The 19,591-nt window shown below is 57.0% G+C and carries 18 protein-coding genes; 7 read left to right on the forward strand and 11 right to left on the reverse strand.

Annotated elements, in window-relative coordinates:
• The first annotated feature begins 93 nt into the window (after positions 1-93).
• Genes ACR0AY_RS18695 through ACR0AY_RS18705 form a run of 3 tightly spaced genes read left to right on the forward strand, consistent with a single transcriptional unit; the run spans position 94 to position 4,217 of the window.
• Complete coding sequence (locus ACR0AY_RS18695) at positions 94-1,080, forward strand: glycosyltransferase family 2 protein (RefSeq protein WP_170515452.1); 987 nt, start codon at positions 94-96, stop codon at positions 1,078-1,080.
• Positions 1,077-2,777 carry a DUF5927 domain-containing protein gene (locus tag ACR0AY_RS18700; RefSeq protein ID WP_170515455.1) on the forward strand — a complete coding sequence of 567 codons (1,701 nt, stop codon included), beginning with the start codon at positions 1,077-1,079 and terminating at the stop codon, positions 2,775-2,777. Before ACR0AY_RS18695 ends, ACR0AY_RS18700 begins: the two co-directional genes overlap by 4 nt.
• Positions 2,778-2,783: 6 nt before the next feature.
• Positions 2,784-4,217: a sulfotransferase family protein gene (locus ACR0AY_RS18705; protein WP_170515458.1), complete on the forward strand. Its 1,434-nt coding sequence runs from the start codon at positions 2,784-2,786 to the stop codon at positions 4,215-4,217.
• Positions 4,218-4,224: 7 nt separating this feature from the next.
• Here ACR0AY_RS18705 and ACR0AY_RS18710 read toward each other — a convergent pair whose 3' ends face one another.
• The 8 genes from ACR0AY_RS18710 to hslO all read right to left on the reverse strand — a co-directional run bounded on the left by ACR0AY_RS18710 (position 4,225) and on the right by hslO (position 13,465).
• Positions 4,225-4,743: a L,D-transpeptidase family protein gene (locus tag ACR0AY_RS18710; protein ID WP_170399336.1), complete on the reverse strand. Its 519-nt coding sequence runs from the start codon at positions 4,741-4,743 to the stop codon at positions 4,225-4,227.
• Between the two features lie 62 nt (positions 4,744-4,805).
• Entirely contained in the window at positions 4,806-5,591 is a 786-nt protein-coding gene (locus ACR0AY_RS18715; RefSeq protein WP_170515462.1) for an ion transporter, read from the reverse strand.
• 22 nt (positions 5,592-5,613) lie between these two features.
• Positions 5,614-6,837: a class I SAM-dependent RNA methyltransferase gene (locus ACR0AY_RS18720; protein WP_170515465.1), complete on the reverse strand. Its 1,224-nt coding sequence runs from the start codon at positions 6,835-6,837 to the stop codon at positions 5,614-5,616.
• Positions 6,838-6,876: 39 nt separating this feature from the next.
• Complete coding sequence (locus tag ACR0AY_RS18725; RefSeq protein WP_170515468.1) at positions 6,877-8,709, reverse strand: ABC transporter ATP-binding protein; 1,833 nt, start codon at positions 8,707-8,709, stop codon at positions 6,877-6,879.
• Positions 8,706-10,544: an ABC transporter ATP-binding protein gene (locus tag ACR0AY_RS18730; RefSeq protein WP_170515470.1), complete on the reverse strand. Its 1,839-nt coding sequence runs from the start codon at positions 10,542-10,544 to the stop codon at positions 8,706-8,708. The genes ACR0AY_RS18725 and ACR0AY_RS18730 overlap by 4 nt, the downstream gene beginning before the upstream one ends.
• A 194-nt stretch (positions 10,545-10,738) precedes the next feature.
• A complete protein-coding gene (locus ACR0AY_RS18735; RefSeq protein WP_170515472.1) occupies positions 10,739-11,893 on the reverse strand; it encodes a CCA tRNA nucleotidyltransferase in 1,155 nt (384 codons plus the stop codon).
• Positions 11,890-12,489 (reverse strand): CoA pyrophosphatase, encoded by a 600-nt coding sequence (locus ACR0AY_RS18740; RefSeq protein ID WP_170515475.1) that lies wholly within the window; start codon positions 12,487-12,489, stop codon positions 11,890-11,892. Before ACR0AY_RS18740 ends, ACR0AY_RS18735 begins: the two co-directional genes overlap by 4 nt.
• Positions 12,479-13,465, reverse strand: a complete 987-nt coding sequence (gene hslO / locus ACR0AY_RS18745) for an Hsp33 family molecular chaperone HslO (protein WP_170515479.1) — start codon at positions 13,463-13,465, stop codon at positions 12,479-12,481. The genes ACR0AY_RS18740 and hslO overlap by 11 nt, the downstream gene beginning before the upstream one ends.
• Before the next feature lie 76 nt (positions 13,466-13,541).
• On the opposite strand from hslO, the gene ACR0AY_RS18750 reads away from it, so the two are divergent.
• Entirely contained in the window at positions 13,542-13,985 is a 444-nt protein-coding gene (locus tag ACR0AY_RS18750) for an NUDIX hydrolase (RefSeq protein WP_170426319.1), read from the forward strand.
• Here ACR0AY_RS18750 and ACR0AY_RS18755 read toward each other — a convergent pair.
• Positions 13,982-15,256 (reverse strand): SpoIIE family protein phosphatase, encoded by a 1,275-nt coding sequence (locus ACR0AY_RS18755; protein WP_170515567.1) that lies wholly within the window; start codon positions 15,254-15,256, stop codon positions 13,982-13,984. The genes ACR0AY_RS18750 and ACR0AY_RS18755 overlap by 4 nt on opposite strands.
• Before the next feature lie 142 nt (positions 15,257-15,398).
• On the opposite strand from ACR0AY_RS18755, the gene ACR0AY_RS18760 reads away from it, so the two are divergent.
• On the forward strand, positions 15,399-15,728 hold the full coding sequence (locus ACR0AY_RS18760; RefSeq protein WP_170515482.1) for an Hpt domain-containing protein: 330 nt from the start codon (positions 15,399-15,401) through the stop codon (positions 15,726-15,728).
• On the opposite strand, the gene ilvA is transcribed toward ACR0AY_RS18760, so the two are convergent.
• Complete coding sequence (gene ilvA / locus ACR0AY_RS18765) at positions 15,725-16,951, reverse strand: threonine ammonia-lyase IlvA (RefSeq protein WP_480454501.1); 1,227 nt, start codon at positions 16,949-16,951, stop codon at positions 15,725-15,727. The genes ACR0AY_RS18760 and ilvA overlap by 4 nt on opposite strands.
• A gap of 57 nt (positions 16,952-17,008) precedes the next feature.
• Positions 17,009-17,776: a hypothetical protein gene (locus ACR0AY_RS18770; protein WP_170408791.1), complete on the reverse strand. Its 768-nt coding sequence runs from the start codon at positions 17,774-17,776 to the stop codon at positions 17,009-17,011.
• A gap of 139 nt (positions 17,777-17,915) precedes the next feature.
• Here ACR0AY_RS18770 and ACR0AY_RS18775 point away from each other — a divergent pair, with 139 nt between their 5' ends.
• Positions 17,916-19,142, forward strand: coding sequence for an argininosuccinate synthase (locus tag ACR0AY_RS18775; RefSeq protein WP_170426327.1), 1,227 nt, complete (start codon positions 17,916-17,918; stop codon positions 19,140-19,142).
• Positions 19,143-19,277: 135 nt separating this feature from the next.
• Positions 19,278-19,559: an SCP2 sterol-binding domain-containing protein gene (locus ACR0AY_RS18780; RefSeq protein ID WP_170515488.1), complete on the forward strand. Its 282-nt coding sequence runs from the start codon at positions 19,278-19,280 to the stop codon at positions 19,557-19,559.
• The last annotated feature ends 32 nt before the right edge of the window (positions 19,560-19,591 follow it).

Here is a 19,591-nt window from a genome sequence, read left to right on the forward strand (position 1 = left end):
TGTCCGGCACCACTCAGGCCTCAGGCGGCCCCGGGCAGACGCGCGTATCAAAAAAGGTTGGGCAGCCGCGTGAGCCTTTTGGATTCCTATCGCATGAGACTGCGGCGCAAGCGCCGCCTGCTGCGTTGCCTACGTCGGCGTCGGGATCTGAAAGCGGTGCAAGATAACACCAACAAGATCAAAAAAAACGACATCTTGTTGATGAGTGTGATGCGGAACGAAAAGATCCGCCTTCCCTATTTCTTAGACTACTATCGAAAGCTTGGCATCAATCACTTCCTGTGCGTGGACAACAACAGCGATGACGGCACCCGCGAATACCTGAGCGGCCAGCCGGACGTTTCGCTGTGGTGGACGGATGTAGGTTACAAGAATGCGACCTTTGGTCTGGATTGGTCCAACTACCTGCTGCGCCGCTATGCGCATAAGCACTGGGTTCTGACGGTCGATCCGGATGAATTCTTTATCTATCCTTTTTGCGATACCCGCCCGATCCGCGCCCTGACCGATTGGCTGGACGATACTGGTGTGCGCAGTTTCGGCACCATGCTGATCGACATGTATCCCGAAACCGGAATCATGGATGCGCCCTATCATGAGGGCCAGAACCCCTTTGAAGTCGCGCCTTGGTTCGATTCAGGCAACTTCATGATTACCCGCAACCCGACCTATGGGAATCTGTGGATTCAAGGCGGTGCACGCGCACGGGTTTTCTTTCAGAACAATCCCCTGAAGGCTCCGGCCCTGAACAAGATACCTCTTGTGAAATGGCACCGGCGCTACGCCTATGTCAGCTCAACCCACGCCTTGCTGCCGCGCGGGCTCAATCAGGTCTATGAAGAGCAGGGCGGTGAAAAAACCAGCGGAGCGCTGCTGCATGCAAAGCTGATCAATACGCTTGGGGAAAAAGCTAAAGAAGAGTTGCTGCGCGGACAGCACTATGCTGCGTCGGGCGAGTACAAGGCTTATGCCAAGCAGTTAGAGGATAATCCGGTTTTCTGGAACAAATGGTCCGAGAAATACATCAACTGGCGACAGATTGAGATCCTCGGCCTGATGTCCAAGGGGAACTGGGCATGAGCAGCTTGGGCATCGTAATGCTGGTGCACACCGCGCTGGATCGGGTTGAGCAGGTGGCACGCCATTGGGCCGCCTCGGGCTGTCCTGTGGTCATTCATGTAGATCAGAAAGTCGGCGATCCGGCTTATTCCGATTTTGTCGCCGCTTGTTCGGATGAACCGCTGATCCTGTTTTCTAAACGCCATGTCTGTGAATGGGGCGGCTGGGGTATTGTCGCCGCATCACAATCTGCCGCATCGCTGATGTTGGAGAGGTTTCCAGATGTCCGGCATGTATATCTGTCTTCAGGCGCGTGTCTGCCGCTGCGTCCGGTCGCTGATCTGATCGACTATCTGGCCGACCGGCCCCGTGTCGATTTCATCGAAAGCGCAACCACGCGCGACGTCAGCTGGACGATTGGCGGGTTGGATCTGGAACGTTTCACCCTGAGGTTCCCCTTCTCATGGCGCAGGCAACGAAAACTGTTTGACAATTACGTGCGGTTGCAACGCGCCCTCGGTCTGCGCCGCAGAATTCCCGAAGGCCTTGTACCGCATATGGGCAGTCAATGGTGGTGTCTGACCCGCCAAACCTTGTCGGCCATCCTTCAGGATCCCAAGCGCGCCGAATATGATCGCTATTTCCGCCAGGTCTGGATTCCCGATGAAAGCTATTTTCAGACACTGGCACGACTCTATTCCACCCATATCGAAAGCCGATCGCTGACCCTGTCGAAGTTCGACTATCAAGGTCGGCCGCACATGTTCTACGACGATCACCTGCAATTGCTGCGCCGGTCCGACTGTTTCGTGGCGCGCAAAGTCTGGCACAGCGCGAACCGGTTGTATCAGACCTTTCTGACCGACCACGAAGGCGCACTGACCCCGGCCGAGCCCAACCCCGGCAAGATCGACCGGGTGTTTTCCAAAGCGGTCGAGCGGCGCGTTCGCGGTCGTGATGGTCTTTATATGCAAAGCCGCTTCCCTCGCGCGGCTACGGAACGTAGCCTGACAGCCTTTCCCTATTCGGTGTTTCAAGGCTTTACCGAGTTGTTCGAAGATTTCGAACCCTGGCTGACAAACGCCATCGGCGGGCGGGTGCATGGGCATCTGTTCGGTCCCGAACGGGCGCAATTTGCCGAAGATGAGACGATCATCAACGGTGCGCTCAGCGATTGCGCCACGCTACGCGACTATAACCCCTCGGCCTTTCTGTCGAACCTCATCTGGAATACAAGAGGCGAGCGTCAGTGCTTTCAATTCGGGCCAACGGATATTCAGAAAATCAATGAATTCCTGACGCAAGATCAGAATGCACATATTGCGGTCATCTCGGGGGCCTGGGCGGTTCCATTGTTCCGTTCGAACCTGAATTTTGCCGATATCCGGTGCGAAGCTGCCCGCCTACAACAGATCGAAAGCAAACAGCTCAAGCTACTGGATGCCGCTCGGGCAAAGACGCGCATCCGAATATGGACAATGGCAGAGTTTGTGGAATCCCCCATGGAACAACTACAGACCGTTCTGGAGGACATGGGCGCGCCCAAACCCACGCATCTGACCGAGGCACCGACGATGGTCGATCTGACCGGGTTCGGAAAGTTCCTGCAAAACCTCAAGAACCAAGGGATGCATCCCTATCTGATGGGGGATTTCCCTGTGAATGACGTGTTTGGCGCACAGTCCAAATCGTTCAAGAAGCCCTATTTGGTGCAGTAACCTAAAATGACCCGCCGCTTCGATTATTTCATCGTTCTGGCCGATATGCGCACAGGTTCGAACCTGCTTGAATTACAGCTGAACACGCTGGATGGCGTCACGTGTCACGGAGAAGCGTTTAACCCCTATTTCGTCGGTCTGCCAAAACTGGACAGCGTTCTGGGCTTTACCCTGGAAGATCGTGAACGCGACCCGATGGCGCTGATCGACGCCATCCGAAACGCGCCGGGCGAGATGAACGGCTTTCGCTTTTTTAGCGACCACGATGCGCGGGCGCTGCCACCGGCGCTGGATGATCCGCGCTGCGCCAAAATCATTCTGATGCGCAACCCTCTGGATAGCTACATATCGTGGAAAATCGCTTTGGAAACAAAGCAGTGGCGGTTGGTGAACATTAAGCAACGGCGGGAGGCGCAAATCACCTTCGATGCCGAAGAATTCGCCGAACAGCTCGACCAGCGGCAAGCATTTCAACAAACAGTGCTCAAACATCTCCAGACCACCGGGCAAACACCGTTCTATATCGACTATGACGATCTAACAGATTTGGACGTTCTGAACGGCCTTGCCGCGTGGCTTGGCGTCAGCGCACGTCTTAAGGAGCTGAACCAGCATCTCAAACGTCAAAACCCGGCGCCTGCCCTGTCGAAAGTGACCAATCCGGATGATATGGAGCTGGCCCTGTCGCAACGTGACCGCTTCAAGCTACACCATATCCCAAGTTACGAGCCGCACCGCGGGCCGGCTGTTTCGCGCTATGTGGGTGCCGCGCAAACTTCGCTGATGTACCTTCCGGTGCGCGGCGGCCCCGAGGCTGAAGTGGTGCGGTGGATTGCCGATCTGGACGGGGTGTCTCAAGCCGACCTGATCACCGGCCGCAATCAAAAACAGACCCGTCAATGGATGCAGGATCATCCCGGTCACCGCAAATTCACGGTGCTACGCCATCCGCTGGCGCGCGCGCACGCTGTGTTCTGCGACCGTATTCTGCACACAGGCCCCGGCGCGTATGTGAGCATTCGCAATATGCTGAGCCGACGGTACAAGGTGCCTCTGCCTGCCAAGGGTGATCTAAGCAATTATACCCGGGATCAGCATTCCGAGGCGTTCGCGGCCTTTCTGGGCATGCTGCGCAGTATTTTGGCGGGTCAAACCCCGATCCGTGTGGATGGGGAATGGTGCGGACAGGCGCAGACGCTGGAAGGCATGGCCGGTTTCACCATGCCCGACCTGATCCTGCGCGAGAATGAGATGGAAACCGCCTTGCCCGACCTTGCCTACAAAGTTGGGCATACAGCCCCGCCAACGCCAAACAGGGCCAAGCCGGACGCGCCGTTTGCACTTGATCAGATTTACGACGCACAGCTTGAAGCGCTAGCGAAGGAAGCGTACCAGCGCGACTATACAATATTTGGATTTGGTGACTGGAAACCGCTTTGAACCTTGCTTAGGGGCGCAGGGTAATCACGGTTCCTTCATTCACCATGGCGTAGATCTCTTCGATCTCATCATTCTTGACCGCAATACAACCTGCCGTCCAATCCGGGGTCTTCTTCGCCCGCTTGAACTCGGATCGCAGATTGGGTTGTCCGTGAATGAAGATGTCGCCGCCCGGATCAACACCTGCGGCCTTGGCTTTAGCCAAGTCTTCCGAATTGGGATACGATATACCCAACGATAGATGATACCTGCTGCGCGGATTGCGGCGGTCGATCAGATAGGTACCCTCGGGCGTACGACCATCGCCTTTTTTGTTTTTCGTGCCGGTGGGTGCAAATCCTAGATCGATATCATACTCCCGCAAAATCTGCTCGTTATGGAGCAAATACAGCTTGCGTGCACCTTTGTTGATGACCATCGAGGTCACCTCGGGCCCGCGATAAGAAAGAAATCTGGGTTTGGCTGAGGCACATGCTGAAAGGCTCAGCGTTGCCATTGCGCCCATTCCGAATGCTCGACGATCCATTATTTTCACTGCCTGATGCTCTTTTTTGTCAATTATTATGTCAGATTTTCGCGAAACTTAAATCACTTTTTGCTGTTCGACTGTTCCGTCAGTCGGCGTTCAATCGATTCCAGCCTTTCAAGAACCTCATCACGATATGCATCGGTCTTGACCTCATCCTCGGCATGGTGCGCGTCCTGCATCGAGTTCACGATGAGACCGACCAGCAAGTTCACCACCGCAAAGGTGGTCACCATGATGAAGGGAACAAAGAAAAGCCAAGCGTAGGGATACACCTCCATCACAGGGCGGACAATGCCCATGGACCAGCTTTCCAGCGTCATGATCTGGAACAGCGTATAGGCCGACAGACCCAGATCGCCGAACCAATCGGGGAACGTACCCGAGAAAAGCTTGGTTGAGATCACAGCGCCGATGTAAAACAGGATCGCCATCAGCAGAAACACGCTGGCCATGCCCGGCAGGGCTGAGATGAAGCCTTCGACCACTCGGCGCAGGCGCGGCGCGACCGAGATAACGCGCAGGACCCGGAGGATACGCAGTGCCCGCAGAACCGAAAGCGCCCCTGCACTGGGAACTAGGGCGACGCCCACGATCACGAAATCAAACACATTCCAGCCGCTGGTGAAGAACCGGCGCCCTGTGGCGATCAGTTTCATGACGATTTCGATGACGAATATGGCAAGGCACAGCTTGTCCAGCGTCACGATCAGTGGACCCGCTGCGTCCATCAGCGTGGGCGATGTCTCCATCCCCAGCAGTACCGCGTTGAACAGGATCACACCGGTGATGAATTTCCCGAAAGCCGGTGCTTCGATGATGGGCAGCAGTCGTTGGGCGATCACCATGCGGGCGGTCCTTATCTCAGGGTTATTTGTTCAAAATGAACCGAGCGGCAAGTTCGGTGTGTGACGACCATCGAAATTGGTCAACCACCTGTACCCATTCAAGGGCATATCCGGCGTTAACCAGCATTTTTGCGTCACGGGCAAAGGTGATCGGGTTGCACGAGACATAAACAACCACCGGGCGCATGGCCTGCGCCAGCTCGGCCACCTGCGCCTCGGCCCCAGCGCGCGGCGGGTCAAGCACAACGGCGTCGAATTTCTTGAGTTCATCGGGCATGAGTGGGCGGCGGAACAGGTCTCGGGCCTCGGTCGTGACCTGTTTCAGGCCTTGCGCCTTGCGCCAGCCCTGATCCAGGGCTTTCGTCATCTCGGCCTCACCTTCAACCGCATGCACCTCGGCCGTCTGTGCCAGCGGCAGCGAGAATGTCCCGCATCCGGCGAACAGATCGACAATCCGCTTTGCCCCCGACGTAGCGTCGGAAACAGCCTGTAATAGAGCCTGTTCTCCGTCTTTTGTGGCTTGTAAAAACGCTCCGGGCGGTGGGGTGACGCCAGCGGTTCCAAAGCGTTGGATCGGAGGCTCACGCATGGCGATAACCTCATCATCCCAACTAAGCCGGGCAAGACCGTGATGCTCGGTCGCTTGCGCGAGCGCCAGCTCCAACGGTCCATCCAGCGGTTTGCCGCCCTTGACCGCAACATCCAAACCGCCTTCGGACAGGGTCAGCGTTACGGCCAACACACCTTTCCGACTGCCACCCAACAACGCCAAGGCTTCGGCCACCGGGATAGCAGCAATCAAGGTTGGGTGCAGCAAATGGCAATCCGGGATTTCGGTAATCGTGTCAGAAGCGCGACCATGAAACCCGGCCAGCGTACCCTTCTTGGTGCGCCGCACGGCGATGGTGGCCCGACGGCGGGATCGATCAGGCGAAGTGTGAATGGGCCGCATCGGGGCATAGAGCCCCTGCGCGGCCAACGCGTTGCGCACCACCTCAATTTTCCACTCGGCGACAAAATTATCGGTCGCATGTTGCAACTGGCAGCCGCCGCAGGCCTTGTAATGACGACAGGGTGCCTTGACCCGCTGATCCGAGGGTGTTTCGACGCGAATATCGTTCAGAAACTGACCCAGCAACGTACCGCTGACCACTTCACCCGGCAGAGTGCGTGGCGCATAGATCGGACCATCGGCGATTCCGTCGCCCTGATGTCCAAGGCGGTTTATTGTGTATTGCTGCGTCATGGAGGCCTGATAACTGGGGTTTGAGCGCAACAAAACCCCTTATTCTGCAGCCTCGGCCTGAATGAACCCGCCCGATTGGCGATGCCAGAACCGGGCGTACAACCCTCCACGCTCCAGCAGAGCCTCATGCGTGCCGCTTTCAACGATATGACCGTGATCCAGAACAATAATCCGATCCATCTCGCTAAGCGTGGACAGGCGGTGGGCAATAGCCAGCACGGTCTTGCCCTGCATCACCCGGTGCAGTGCCGTCTGAATCGCTGCCTCGACCTCGGAATCCAATGCCGACGTCGCCTCGTCCAGAACCAATATCGGTGCGTCTTTCAGGATAGCGCGAGCCAGAGCGATCCGCTGTCGTTGCCCGCCGCTCAGCTTCACGCCGCGTTCGCCCAGATGCGCGTCATAGCCCTTGCGTCCTTGCGCATCCTCTAGACCGAGTATGAATTCATGCGCCTCGGCTTTGGTCGCGGCCTCTATCAGCTCATCTTCAGTTGCGTCAGGACGACCATAGAGGATGTTCTCGCGCGCCGAACGATTGAACATCGCGGTTTCCTGCGTGACCATCCCAATCTGTTGCCGCAGGCTGTCCTGAGTCACGTGAGAGACATTCTGCCCGTCGATGGCAATAACGCCATGTTCCCCGTCATAGAGCCTTAGCAAAAGTGAAACCAAAGTGGATTTCCCCGCACCTGAGGCCCCGACTATGCCCAGCTTTTCACCCGGTGCGGCAGTGAAATTAAGATTAGCAACACCACCGATATCGCGGCCATAGGCAAAGCTGACGCTGTCAAAGGCAATCTCGCCCTCTGAGACCACAAGTGTCGATGCGTTCGGAGCATCCTCGACCCGAACGCGCTTGGTCAGTGTGTGCATTCCGTTTTCAATCTCACCGACATTTGCGTAAAGGCCCATCAGTGTGAAACTGACCCAGCCGGTCATTTGCGAGATGCGTATCGCCACGGCCCCGGCCGCCACGATGTCCCCGGCCGTCGCGATGCCCGCCTGCCACAACCACAGTGTCGCGCCGATCAACAAGACCGGCAGCACCCCCGCCAGGGTCATTAGGATGAACCGGAAACTGGCCGATAGCTTGCCGAATTCCAGCGACCGTTCACGCAGGTCGACCATGGAATTTCGGGCGGTTTGATCTTCGAACTCGGAATGGGCAAACAGCTTGACGGTTTTGATGTTGGTGATCGTATCGACCACCTGCCCCGATACCATCGCCCGCGCCCCCGCCCGCGCGGCAGAGCGTACGCGTATGCGTGGAAGATACCAGCGGACCAGCAAGAAATAGACAACAAGCCAGGCAACAAATGGCAGCATCACAAGCGGATGAATAGACCCTAATAAAAGCAATGAGCCTGTAAGTGAGGCAATAGCGAAGACAATAGCGCTGATTGTTTCGGACACCACTTGCGTCATGGCGTTTGATGTCTGCATCTGTTTTTGGGCGATGCGTCCAGCAAAATCGTCATCGAAATAGGTCACCGACTGGCCCAGCGTCCAGCGGTTCAGTTTTGCCAAAACCAATGGCGTGATGTTGGGCATGACGATGTAGTTGTTTGCCACCGACGACAGGCCGAACAATGCGGGGCGTAGAAGCATGAAGAATGCGACAGCACCCAAAATGATCGCGAGATTGCCGCCGGTCAGAAACGCCTCAGGACTGCTGTTGGTGGTCAGATCAATGACGCGGCCCAGGACCCAGGCGGTGCCAGCCTCCATCGCACCCGCGATCGCCGAGAAGGCTGCTGCGACGAACAGCATCGGCCAGGCGCCGGACAAGCTCCAACGGATGAACGCCCCCAGCGTTTGCGGCGGGGGCGTTTCTGTGTCTTTGAACGGTTGGATGAGGTCGGCAATCCTCATTCAGCGGCCTCCGGGTTTAGGAAGCCTCCAGATTGCCGCGCCCAGAACTGAGCGTAAAGCCCTCCTTGCGCCAACAGATCGGAATGACCACCTTGTTCAACGATCCGGCCGCCATCCATCACAAGGATGCGATCCATCTGAGCAATCGTGCTGAGCCGGTGCGCGATGGCGATCACGGTCTTACCTTGCATCATGCCGTAGAGTGTTTCCTGTATCGAGGCTTCGACTTCGGAATCTAGGGCAGATGTCGCCTCGTCCAATAGCAAAATCGGCGCGTCTTTCAGGATCACCCGCGCCAGCGTTACACGCTGCCGCTGACCGCCGGACAGTTTCACGCCCCGCTCGCCCACATGCGCATCATAGCCAGTGCGGCCCTCCGGGTCTTGCAGATCGAGGATGAACTCATGCGCTTCGGCCTGTTTCGCAGCGGCAATCATCTGTTCTTCGGTCGCATCAGGCCGACCATAGAGGATGTTGGCCCGAACCGAGCGGTGTAACAGAGCACTGTCCTGCTGAACCATACCAATATGGCCGCGCAAACTGTCCTGCGTGACCTTCGAGATATCCTGGCCATCGATCAGGATCGCGCCCTTCTCGACATCGTAAAATCGCAAAAGTAGCTTTACTAGAGTCGATTTTCCGGCACCGGAGCGGCCGATCAGGCCGATCTTTTCGCCTGGCCGGATGGTCAAGTTGACGTGATCCAAACCACCGGTTTCTCGTCCATAGTGATGAGACAGATCGCGTATTTCGATCTGGCCATTACCAAGCCGCAAAGGTTTCGCATCAGGTTCGTCCAACAGATCGATGGGCTGCGCGATGGTCTGCATACCCTCGGCAACGATACCCAATTCGCGAAAGAAACTGGTCAGCGCCCACATGATCCACCCGGTCATGGCATTCAACCGTAGTGTTAGTGCCGTGGCGGCGGCCACCACTCCCACCGTTGCGCTACCTTGCGCCCAAAGCAGGATTGCCCAACCGACGACTCCCACGATCAGCACACCGTTCAGCGCAACAAGCGCGGCATCCATAATGGTGAAAATCCGCATCTCGATCTGGAAAGTGCGGCGGGTTTCCGCAATCGCCTCGCGCGCATAGTCCTGTTCCTGAGTGTCATGGGCAAACATCTTGATCGAGTGGATGTTGGTATAGCTGTCCACCACCCGGCCCGTCACGGTCGAGCGTGCATCCGACGCCGCCTGAGATGCCGGGCCGACCCGCTTAACGGTCCAGCGCACCAGCGCACCGTAAAACACCAGCCAGATCAGCAATGGTAGCAACAGTCGCGGATCAGCCGCCATAAGCAGAATGGCCGCACCGATCATGTAGGCGATCGAGAACGAGATCGCGTCAAAGACTTGAAAGACCACCTCACCCGCGGCGGGCGGGGTCTGAACAACCCGGTTTGCGATGCGCCCGGCAAAGTCATTCTCGAACCAGCCAACCGATTGACGCAGAACATGTTTATGCGCCCGCCAACGGATCAGAGTCCCAAAGTTCGGCAGGATTGTGTTGTTGAGCAGCAAGACGTCAACAAGCTGAAGGATGGGACGAATAAACAGGATCAAGGCGGCAACCACGACCAATTCAGTCCCGTGCGCCTGCCAGAATTCAGCAGGAGAACTGCCCAACAGGTCCACAACGCGACCCATATAAAAGATCAGCCCGACCTCGACAGCAGCAACGACCACGGACATCAGCGCGGCCAATACGAAAACGCGTTTGAAAGGCTGCGAGTAGCCCAGCATGAAAGGCCACAGCCGCGTCGGTGGCTTGTCTACCTGTTCATAGGCAACAAAAGGGTCAATGAGGTTTTCGAAGTAGCGAAACATGGAGTGTGCTCCGATTGAGCAGAAAATAGGTCATGCGAAGAAAGATGGCGCCAGAACACCACCCCTACGGGTCAAAGTGTTCCGGGCTTTAGCCGAACCAGATCCCGTAATACATTCGCATTCCTCCCTCCATATGAGTCAGGCGCACCCTGCCAAATCAATTCGGGTTTGTCATCCCTTTTTGAGACTTCAAATCAGTCGGCAAGCAATTCTTCGCGGCTAAGCGCGAAATCCGACGCGATCCAACGCGCCTCAAGCTCGGCCAGTTTTGCGCCCAGCGCGGGGCCCGAGAAGGCGGGGATCAAATCCGCCGCCTTGATCGGGAAACTGGCCGCGGACCCTTTTTGCAAAGCTCGGTTCAGGTCTTCGGACCAAGGCTGTTCAAGAAATGCATGACGCAAAAGTGTCTCGTGCAATCCGCCTTCCGACCCATAGCGATAACCCAATTCTGCGACACTGGTCGTCGCCATCGCTTCGTCGCGCATCCGAGCCAGACGCTGCAGTTGCGCGCGGCTAAGACGCAGGGTTTTGGCCACTTCGGGCGATGCAATCGCGGCCAAACGACGAATCGCTTCGGGCGCTGCATGGGCGTCTTGTTCCAGCTGAATCAGGATCGGCAGTGCCCGGTCATCAGCCCCGGGTAAGAGCTGCGCCAAAACGCCAGTGACGCGCATGGCGGCAACCGACGGCGCGGGGTCAGGCGCAGCGAGCAGTTTAAGCATCTCTGCCCCGACCCGTTCGCGCGAAAGTGTCTCTAACCCGTCCAAATTTGCAGCTATTGCATCCAGTGCAGCGGGGTCAAAGCCACCATCCACATCCCCGTACCAAGCATGAAACCTGAAATATCTGAGCGACCTTAGGTAGTCTTCTTGGATGCGATCACTGGCCTCCCCGATGAACCGTACGCGACGCGCCTGTAGATCCGGCAAACCGTTCAGCGGATCAAGGATTGTGCCGTCAGGTTTGGCATAAAGCGCGTTCATGGTGAAATCACGACGCGCGGCGTCTTCTTCGACCTTGTCGGAAAAGGCGACGACAGCACGCCGACCATCCGTTTCGACGTCACGGCGAAACGTCGTGACCTCGTGCGGGATACCTTTGCTGACAATCGTCACGGTGCCATGGTCTATCCCTGTTGGTATCGGCTTCAGCCCAGCTTTCTGCGCCAGTTCCACGACGTGTTCCGGCTCAGCGTCTGTGGCGATATCAATGTCAGAAACCGGCGCCTGCAGCAGAGCATTGCGCACACAACCACCAACGAATAGCGCCTGCGCCCCGCCGTTGGTCAGGGCGGTGCATACATCCTGCGTGGCTTGGTCGGTTAACCAATCTTCTGTGATCCGCTTCATTCACTCATCCGCGCTGCCAATCCCCGCAGCATCCGTGCCGTCGCACCCCAGATATAATAGGGGCCATAGGGCACAGCATAGTAATACCGTCTTTGTCCACGCCAACGGCGCGACTCGACGACATAATTCTCTGGGTTCAGGACATGCGCAAGCGGAACGAAGAAGATCTCATCCACCTCGCCCGGTTCGGCGACTGGTTCAAAACTGGCTTCAAGGATCGCAACAACCGGCGTGACCGAAAAGGACGTCACGGTTTCATGAGTCGGCAGATGACCCAGAATACTGGGTAGTTCTGGCGGAAGACCAATTTCTTCCTGTGCTTCGCGCAAAGCTGTCGCAGTAACGTCGATGTCGCCCTCATCCTGTTTTCCACCCGGAAAGGCGATCTGGCCCGGATGGTGTTTCAACGCCGAAGAGCGTTTGGTCAGGATCAATCGCGGTGCGTCTCTGGTCACAGAAACAGGCACTAACACGCCCGCAGGGCGCAGTTTGCGCCCCGCCGGCAGCACCGTTTCCGGGTTCAGATCAAAGTCACTGGACCCGGACCCATCACGGCTCAGCGCCTCGGTCAGGTCTGTGATCAGATCACGCGCCATCCGGGCCTTCGGCCTCGAACCCGACGGTCGCAGGGTCCAGCACATAGTGCGCACCGCAGAATTGGCAGTCTGCTGTGACGGTGCCTTCGTCCGTGGTCATTGTCGCAATATCCTGCGCCGAATAGATCGACAGGCTTTGGCGCACGCGATCTTCGGAACAGGTGCAGCCGAATTTTACCTGCTGCGCATCATAGACGCGAGGTTGTTCCTCGTGAAACAGGCGCACCAGAAGGTCGGTTGGCGCAACGGATGGCCCGATCATCTCCAGATCATCCACGGTATCGAGCAGGATGTTGACGCGATCCCAGTTCTCGCCCTCTTCACCATCCACCAGATCCGAGGCAGACAGGATCTCTCCGCTGCCCTCCCCGGAAGCGGCAAAGGGCGAGGCTTTGGGCATGTGCTGCAGCATGATCCCGCCAGCGCGCCAGTGTTCACCGACACCGGGCTCAGTCGATTTGCCGAAGCTCAACGAAAACCGGGTCGGCAGCTGTTCGGACTGCGCGAAATAGGCTTCCGCACACGCGCTCAGTGATCCCCCGGCCAGTGGGGTGATGCCCTGATAAGGCTGTGTACCTTCACCTTGGTCAATCATGATGGCGAAGTACCCGTCACCCACCTGGTCGAAAGGGGCCGCTTCGGTCAGCCGGTCGCGGTCAAAGCTCGCATATGCGCGGATCTGCGCGGGTTCGCCCTCGACCTGTGGCGCATAATAATCGGTTGCGATCATCCGCACCGCGCCCTTGGATTGCACCTGCAGAGACAGCTTCCAGCGCAGCGATACCGTTTGCCCTATCAATGCAGTCAGCAGGGCCATCTCGGCCACCAGCGCCTCGACCACCTCCGGGTAGTCGTGCTGTTTCAAGATGCCGCCCAACACGCCGTCCAGCCGGGCCACGCGGCCTCGCATGTCGGGTATATCGAGTTGAAAGGGCAGGACGGTATCGTCCCACGCGATTTTGGTTCCAATAGACATGGGGTTTCCTTAAGCGCCACAGGTTGGCATACCGCCACCATATAGGTTGAACAGTTTGGGTTGAAAGGGGCCTTACATGATCAGACGGTTCGGTGAAAGCCCCGAGGCAGAGCGAAAATACACCCGGCGGGTCGGCGTTTATGCCCTATTGCCACAAGGCAACCGATTGCTGCTGACCTGTCAGCTGGAACCCGGACCCGATCTGCAGCTGCCGGGCGGCGGCATCGATCCGGGGGAATCACCGATTACAGCGCTTCACCGTGAGGTTTACGAAGAAACCGGCTGGCTGATCGCCGCGCCCCGGAGAGTGGGTGCGTTTCGTCGATATACCTACATGCCGGAATACGATCTGTGGGCCGAGAAGGTCTGCCTGATTTACCGCGCCCACCCGGTCAGACGCCTAGGCCCTCCGACCGAAGACATTCATGAGGCCATTTGGATGGAGACCGCAGATGCCGTTCATCTGTTGGGCAACGAGGGCGACGCCCATTTCGCCCAGCGCCACCTGCATGGGCTTTAAGGTCCGTTATATTCAAGAAACACTGCAGAGACATCATCCGCAATTCCGCTGTCCGGTGACATCACCTGTGTAAGACGCCAGAACATGTCATCCAGAAATTCCGGTCCACCGTGATCGGCGGCGCATTCAACAGCCATCGCCTTCAACCCGTCATCATCCAGCAAACTGCCGTCGGCGAGCTGGCATTCGGTGAACCCGTCCGAATGCAAGAGCAGCTTGTCGCCCGGTTGCATATAGGTTTCCGTCTGCTGAAACTGCGCCTCAGGCAGCAAACCAATGGGCAACCCGCCTTCGCCCAGAAACTCGGTTTTACCATCACGGCGCAACAACAGCGGATGCGGGTGTCCGGCCTGCACCATTTTCAGATGTCCGTTGCGCAGATCGATGATGGCATAGACCATGGTGAAATACTCTTCGATCCCGGCATCGGCGATCAGACGCGAGTTGAGCAACGACGCGACCTCTTCGGGTGGCAGAAGGGCGTAGAATTTATTGAAACGACGCTCCATCGCGATGTTCTGATCGAAATGCGTGCTGGACAGATACCCGCCCAGCCGTGCCGTCATCATCGCAGAGGTGATCCCGTGGCCGGAGACATCGATGCTGTAAAACCCCAGCCGATTGACACCGGGCGAGAACATCCCCACCAGATCACCGCCGATATGACCGCAAGGTTTCAGAAGCAGGCTGACCTGTGAGTTGCCAAAGGTTCCCTTCAATTCGGGCACCAGCGAGTCCTGAATCTTTCGGGCCTGCATCAGATCTTTATCGATCGCATCATGGGCAAGCTTCAGTTCGTTCAGCGCTGTTTCGATCAATTGGTTTTTTCGGGACAATTCGCGTTGCATGTCAAGAATACGCGCCCCGGCCGATATGCGCGCACGCAGCTCATCAGCCTCAAGCGGCTTGATCAGAAAATCGTCTGCCCCAGCGTCCAAACCGCGCGCGACCTCCTGCTTTTCGCTTTTTGAGGTCAGAAGAATGAAATAGCTATATTGCTCACTGTCCAGCTCTCGGAAGGCGCGACAAAACTCAAGCCCGCCCATACCTGGCATGACCCAGTCGCTTAGAACAAGATCAGGCGGGTCCGAGGTGCAAAGCTCTATCGCGGCTTCACCACTGTCGGCTTCAAGAACCTCGAATCCCCACTTTTTTAGCGAGGCCACCAGAATGCGCCGCTGCAGACGGCTGTCGTCCACAACAAGAACCTTGCGGATCGCGCCAAAATCCAGCTCGACCCGGGCCTCTACTTGACTGGCATCCGGCACCATGAAGTCCCTGTACTTGCTCAACTCTCCAGTTGTCGCAACGCTATGCCTCTCAGCTTAACATCCTATGAAAAACCAAATGGCCGCGATTTAACCCCATCTTTACCCGCGACGGTCTAACAATATGCAACCGCAAGAGGGTGGCATGATTCAGTGGTCCAGAGTCAGACAGTTACGTGATGAAGTCGGCGCAGACGAGTTCACCGAGGTTGTCGAAATCTTTTTGGACGAGGTTCAGGAAGTTATCACTAAGCTACGCGATGACACTGCCCCCTCCGAGATCGAACAGAACCTACATTTCCTGAAGGGCAGCGCGCTGAGTCTTGGCTTTGATAGTTTCTCGAAACTGTGCCAGGACGGTGAGCGACGCGCAGCCGCAGGTGAAAGCGCCGCCGTTGATTTGCTGGCGATTATCGCGGCCTACGACGAGTCGAAAAAACTGTTTCAGGCCGGTCTGGCCGAAAACCTGCGCTAGATCACAAACTGTGCCAGCGTCTCGTCTTCGGTGATATCCGTATAAGTAAACCCGGCTTCATCCAGATGCGCAAACAGGCGCATGAAATTCTCGGGCTTGCGGGTTTCGATCCCGATTAGCACCGAACCAAAATTGCGCGCCGATTTCTTCATGTATTCGAACCGTGCGATATCGTCTTCGGGCCCCAGAATACCCAGAAATTCTTTCAAAGCGCCAGGACGCTGCGGCAGGCGTAAGATGAAGTATTTCTTGACCCCGGAATAACGCTGCGCACGCTCTTTGACCTCTGGTAAACGCTCGAAATCGAAGTTCCCGCCCGAGGTGACACAGACCACCGTCTTGCCACGCACAAAGCTTTGCACGTCACCCACAGCCTCAACCGCCAACGCACCGGCAGGTTCCAGAACTATGCCCTCGACATTCAGCATCTCGATCATGGTGGTACAGATGCGGTCTTCGGACAAAGTCAGCACATCCGACAGATGCCGCGATTTCAGCAATTCAAACGGTTTCTCACCAATCCGGCCTACTGCTGCGCCATCGACAAATGTATCCACATGATCCAGCGCCACCGGGTGCCCCGCTGCCAGCGCCGCGCGCAAACACGCCCCGCCGGCCGGTTCCACGAACAGGCAATGCGCCCGGTCCCCGAACCAGGTCGCCACCCCCGAAGACATACCGCCGCCGCCAACCGGCAGAATTACATGATCGGGCACTCGGCCCAATTGCTCTTCGATCTCAACCGCCAATGAGGCCTGCCCCTCGATCACATCCGCATCATCGAACGGAGACAGGAAATATCCGCCCTGTTCTGCGCACCAGCTTTGCGCCGCAGCCAGCGTGTCATCGAAATAGTCACCGATCAGGTGAACCTCGATATTGTCGCCGCCGAAAATGCGCGTCTTCTGGATCTTCTGCTGCGGCGTGGTCACCGGCATGAAGATCACACCCCGCACACCCAGATGCTTACACATATAGGCCACGCCCTGCGCATGGTTGCCAGCGCTGGCGCAGACGAAAAGGTCCTGCCCCTGCTGCTTGCGCATCGCATTGAACGCACCGCGGATTTTATACGACCGCACCGGGCTGAGGTCTTCGCGCTTGAGCCAGATATCCGCGCCGTAACGGTCGGACAGATGGGCGTTCCGCTGCAACGGAGTTGCCGGAAACACTGAGCGCATTGCCTTTTCGGCAACGCGGGCGCGGGTCGTGAAATCAGTCATGTTGGATTCCCTGCCCCATCATCGTCGAAAGGGCAAGGAATACATATGTGTACGGGCTTAGGCCAGCTCGCGTTTTTCGATGAACACACCATAGATCGTCGTCAAGATACTGACATTGATCAATGGGACGATCAGCATGCTCGCAAACAAGACAATCAAGACACCGATGATCGGGACGAAAAGCAGCAAAGACGCCAGTAGCTGAAGCAATATTTGGAAGAGGATGGATAAGACGACCAGAAGTGCGATGGCTCCGCTTGCGCCCGAGGTTGCTTGCCACGCTTCAGACAGCTTTATTGGTTTTCCGATCGCTGCGCCGGGTAAAATCGGGGAGGCCCGATAGAATCCGATCGTGAGAATGATGATCAAACCCAGCCAAACCAGAATTCCCAGCGCCACAGAGGATTGCGCCATCATGCCCATGATCAGCGCTCCCGGTATCATGATGATAAGAGCGATTAGGCCGAGCATCAGAAGGCGTCCGAAATAGGCGAGCACACGGTCGAACCTGAAAGGCGGAACCAAACCGCTTGGATATTCCTCAAGTAGAACAAAACGGTGCCACGACACGACAATCCACAGCATGACCCCAAAGACAACGGCCATAAGGCAGAGCAGAAATCCGGTGAAGGACGCGGCCGTTACGCCTTCAGGGAAGCCATTGGTTTCACTGTTGAATTCTTCGAAAGGGATGCCAAACAGGAAGAACAGGCCGATGGCTAAAAAGCCGCCAATGAGCGCCGGTACGACTGAAATCTGTAGCGCCTGCGTCAGGTTCCTAAGAACCATCCTTACCGAATGCACGAAAATCTCTAATCCCAGCATAAATACCGCCCTCTCAACCAATCCTTGTTCTCCATCCGCCCGTTTCACCCCAATTCCCGGGCTGCGTCAATCCACACAGCTTGCCCCCACGCCCAAAACCCGTTAGGGGCCAGTCGTTCTACGCATAAAGGGAAGTCAGATGTCCGCGCCCAAGAAAGTTGTTCTGGCCTATTCCGGTGGCCTTGATACCTCGATCATTCTGAAATGGCTGCAGACCGAGTATGGTTGTGAGGTCGTAACCTTCACCGCCGATCTGGGTCAGGGCGAGGAGCTGGAGCCCGCCCGCAAGAAAGCCGAGCTGCTGGGGATCAAGCCCGAGAACATCTATATCGAAGATATTCGCGAGGAATTCGTTCGCGACTTTGTCTTCCCGATGTTCCGCGCCAATGCACAGTACGAAGGGCTGTACCTGCTGGGCACCTCGATCGCACGGCCTCTGATCTCGAAACGTCTGGTCGAGATCGCCGAGGCGACCGGTGCTGACGCTGTGGCCCACGGCGCGACTGGCAAGGGCAACGATCAGGTTCGTTTTGAACTGGCTGCTTACGCACTGAATCCCGAAATCAAGGTGATCGCTCCGTGGCGTGAGTGGGACCTGACCAGCCGTACCAAGCTGTTGGAATTTGCCGAGGCGAACCAGATCCCGATCGCCAAGGACAAGCGTGGTGAGGCCCCGTTCTCGGTCGATGCCAACCTGCTGCACACCTCGTCCGAGGGAAAAGTTCTGGAAGACCCCGCCGATATGGCACCCGACTATGTCTATCAGCGCACCGTCCACCCCGAGGATGCGCCGAACGAGCCGGAATTTATCGAGATCGGTTTTGAAAAAGGCGATGCGGTCAGCATCAATGGCGAGGCGATGAGCCCCGCGACCATCCTGACCAAGCTGAACGAATATGGCGGCAAGCACGGCATCGGTCGTTTGGACCTGGTTGAAGGCCGGTTCGTGGGCATGAAATCGCGCGGCATCTACGAAACTCCCGGCGGCACCATCCTGCTGGAAGCACATCGTGGCATCGAGTCCATCACCATGGACCGCGGCGCGATGCATCTGAAAGACCAGCTGATGCCGCAATATGCCGAGCTGATCTATAACGGCTTCTGGTACAGCCCCGAGCGTGAGATGCTGCAGGCAGCCATCGACAAGTCGCAAGAGCATGTCACCGGCACCGTTCGGGTGAAACTGTACAAAGGTCTTGCCTCAACCGTGGGCCGCTGGTCGGATCATTCGCTGTACTCCGAGGCGCACGTGACCTTTGAGGAAGACGCCGGTGCATATGACCAGAAAGATGCGGCAGGCTTCATCCAGTTGAACGCACTGCGCCTGAAGCTTCTGGCCGCGCGTGACAAACGGCTGAGCAAGTAAACGTTTAGAATTTTAGATCTGGCCCCGGTGTCTGATCAGGCACCGGGGTTTTTCTTTGCCGGGTTTCCGTCGGGTCGGGCTTGCCCGGATCAGGCGATTGTCTTTACGCATACGTCAATCAGGGAAGGACGGATAATGCTGCAAGACATCGCCGACGGAATTCAAAAGGGTTTGAACGGCAAAAACTTTGACGGATCGCTTAAGTTCGATTGTGGCGACGAGGGCGTGATCGTTCTGGCGGAGAATACTGCCTCAACCCAGGATCGGGACACAGACTGCACCATCCGCATCTCGCGCGAGAACCTCTCTAAGTTGCTGACCGGTAAGCTGAACCCAATGACTGGGGTTGCGCTGGGCAAGCTGAAAATCTCGGGCAACATGGGTGTTGCGATGAAGCTGGGGCATCTGCTGGGCTGATAAACTCGTCTCACCAGCGCGTGACAAATCAT

This window comes from Ruegeria sp. A5 (assembly GCF_056543005.1).

What these genes read in the sequence shown, in the direction of transcription:
- ACR0AY_RS18695 (WP_170515452.1), top strand. Translation starts at nt 94, where the DNA reads ATGAGACTGCGGCGCAAGCGCCGCCTGCTGCGTTGCCTACGTCGGCGT.
- ACR0AY_RS18700 (WP_170515455.1), top strand. Translation starts at nt 1,077, where the DNA reads ATGAGCAGCTTGGGCATCGTAATGCTGGTGCACACCGCGCTGGATCGG.
- ACR0AY_RS18705 (WP_170515458.1), top strand. Translation starts at nt 2,784, where the DNA reads ATGACCCGCCGCTTCGATTATTTCATCGTTCTGGCCGATATGCGCACA.
- ACR0AY_RS18710 (WP_170399336.1), bottom strand. Translation starts at nt 4,743, where the DNA reads ATGGATCGTCGAGCATTCGGAATGGGCGCAATGGCAACGCTGAGCCTT.
- ACR0AY_RS18715 (WP_170515462.1), bottom strand. Translation starts at nt 5,591, where the DNA reads ATGGTGATCGCCCAACGACTGCTGCCCATCATCGAAGCACCGGCTTTC.
- ACR0AY_RS18720 (WP_170515465.1), bottom strand. Translation starts at nt 6,837, where the DNA reads ATGACGCAGCAATACACAATAAACCGCCTTGGACATCAGGGCGACGGA.
- ACR0AY_RS18725 (WP_170515468.1), bottom strand. Translation starts at nt 8,709, where the DNA reads ATGAGGATTGCCGACCTCATCCAACCGTTCAAAGACACAGAAACGCCC.
- ACR0AY_RS18730 (WP_170515470.1), bottom strand. Translation starts at nt 10,544, where the DNA reads ATGTTTCGCTACTTCGAAAACCTCATTGACCCTTTTGTTGCCTATGAA.
- ACR0AY_RS18735 (WP_170515472.1), bottom strand. Translation starts at nt 11,893, where the DNA reads ATGAAGCGGATCACAGAAGATTGGTTAACCGACCAAGCCACGCAGGAT.
- ACR0AY_RS18740 (WP_170515475.1), bottom strand. Translation starts at nt 12,489, where the DNA reads ATGGCGCGTGATCTGATCACAGACCTGACCGAGGCGCTGAGCCGTGAT.
- hslO (WP_170515479.1), bottom strand. Translation starts at nt 13,465, where the DNA reads ATGTCTATTGGAACCAAAATCGCGTGGGACGATACCGTCCTGCCCTTT.
- ACR0AY_RS18750 (WP_170426319.1), top strand. Translation starts at nt 13,542, where the DNA reads ATGATCAGACGGTTCGGTGAAAGCCCCGAGGCAGAGCGAAAATACACC.
- ACR0AY_RS18755 (WP_170515567.1), bottom strand. Translation starts at nt 15,256, where the DNA reads ATGGTGCCGGATGCCAGTCAAGTAGAGGCCCGGGTCGAGCTGGATTTT.
- ACR0AY_RS18760 (WP_170515482.1), top strand. Translation starts at nt 15,399, where the DNA reads ATGATTCAGTGGTCCAGAGTCAGACAGTTACGTGATGAAGTCGGCGCA.
- ilvA (WP_480454501.1), bottom strand. Translation starts at nt 16,951, where the DNA reads ATGACTGATTTCACGACCCGCGCCCGCGTTGCCGAAAAGGCAATGCGC.
- ACR0AY_RS18770 (WP_170408791.1), bottom strand. Translation starts at nt 17,776, where the DNA reads ATGCTGGGATTAGAGATTTTCGTGCATTCGGTAAGGATGGTTCTTAGG.
- ACR0AY_RS18775 (WP_170426327.1), top strand. Translation starts at nt 17,916, where the DNA reads ATGTCCGCGCCCAAGAAAGTTGTTCTGGCCTATTCCGGTGGCCTTGAT.
- ACR0AY_RS18780 (WP_170515488.1), top strand. Translation starts at nt 19,278, where the DNA reads ATGCTGCAAGACATCGCCGACGGAATTCAAAAGGGTTTGAACGGCAAA.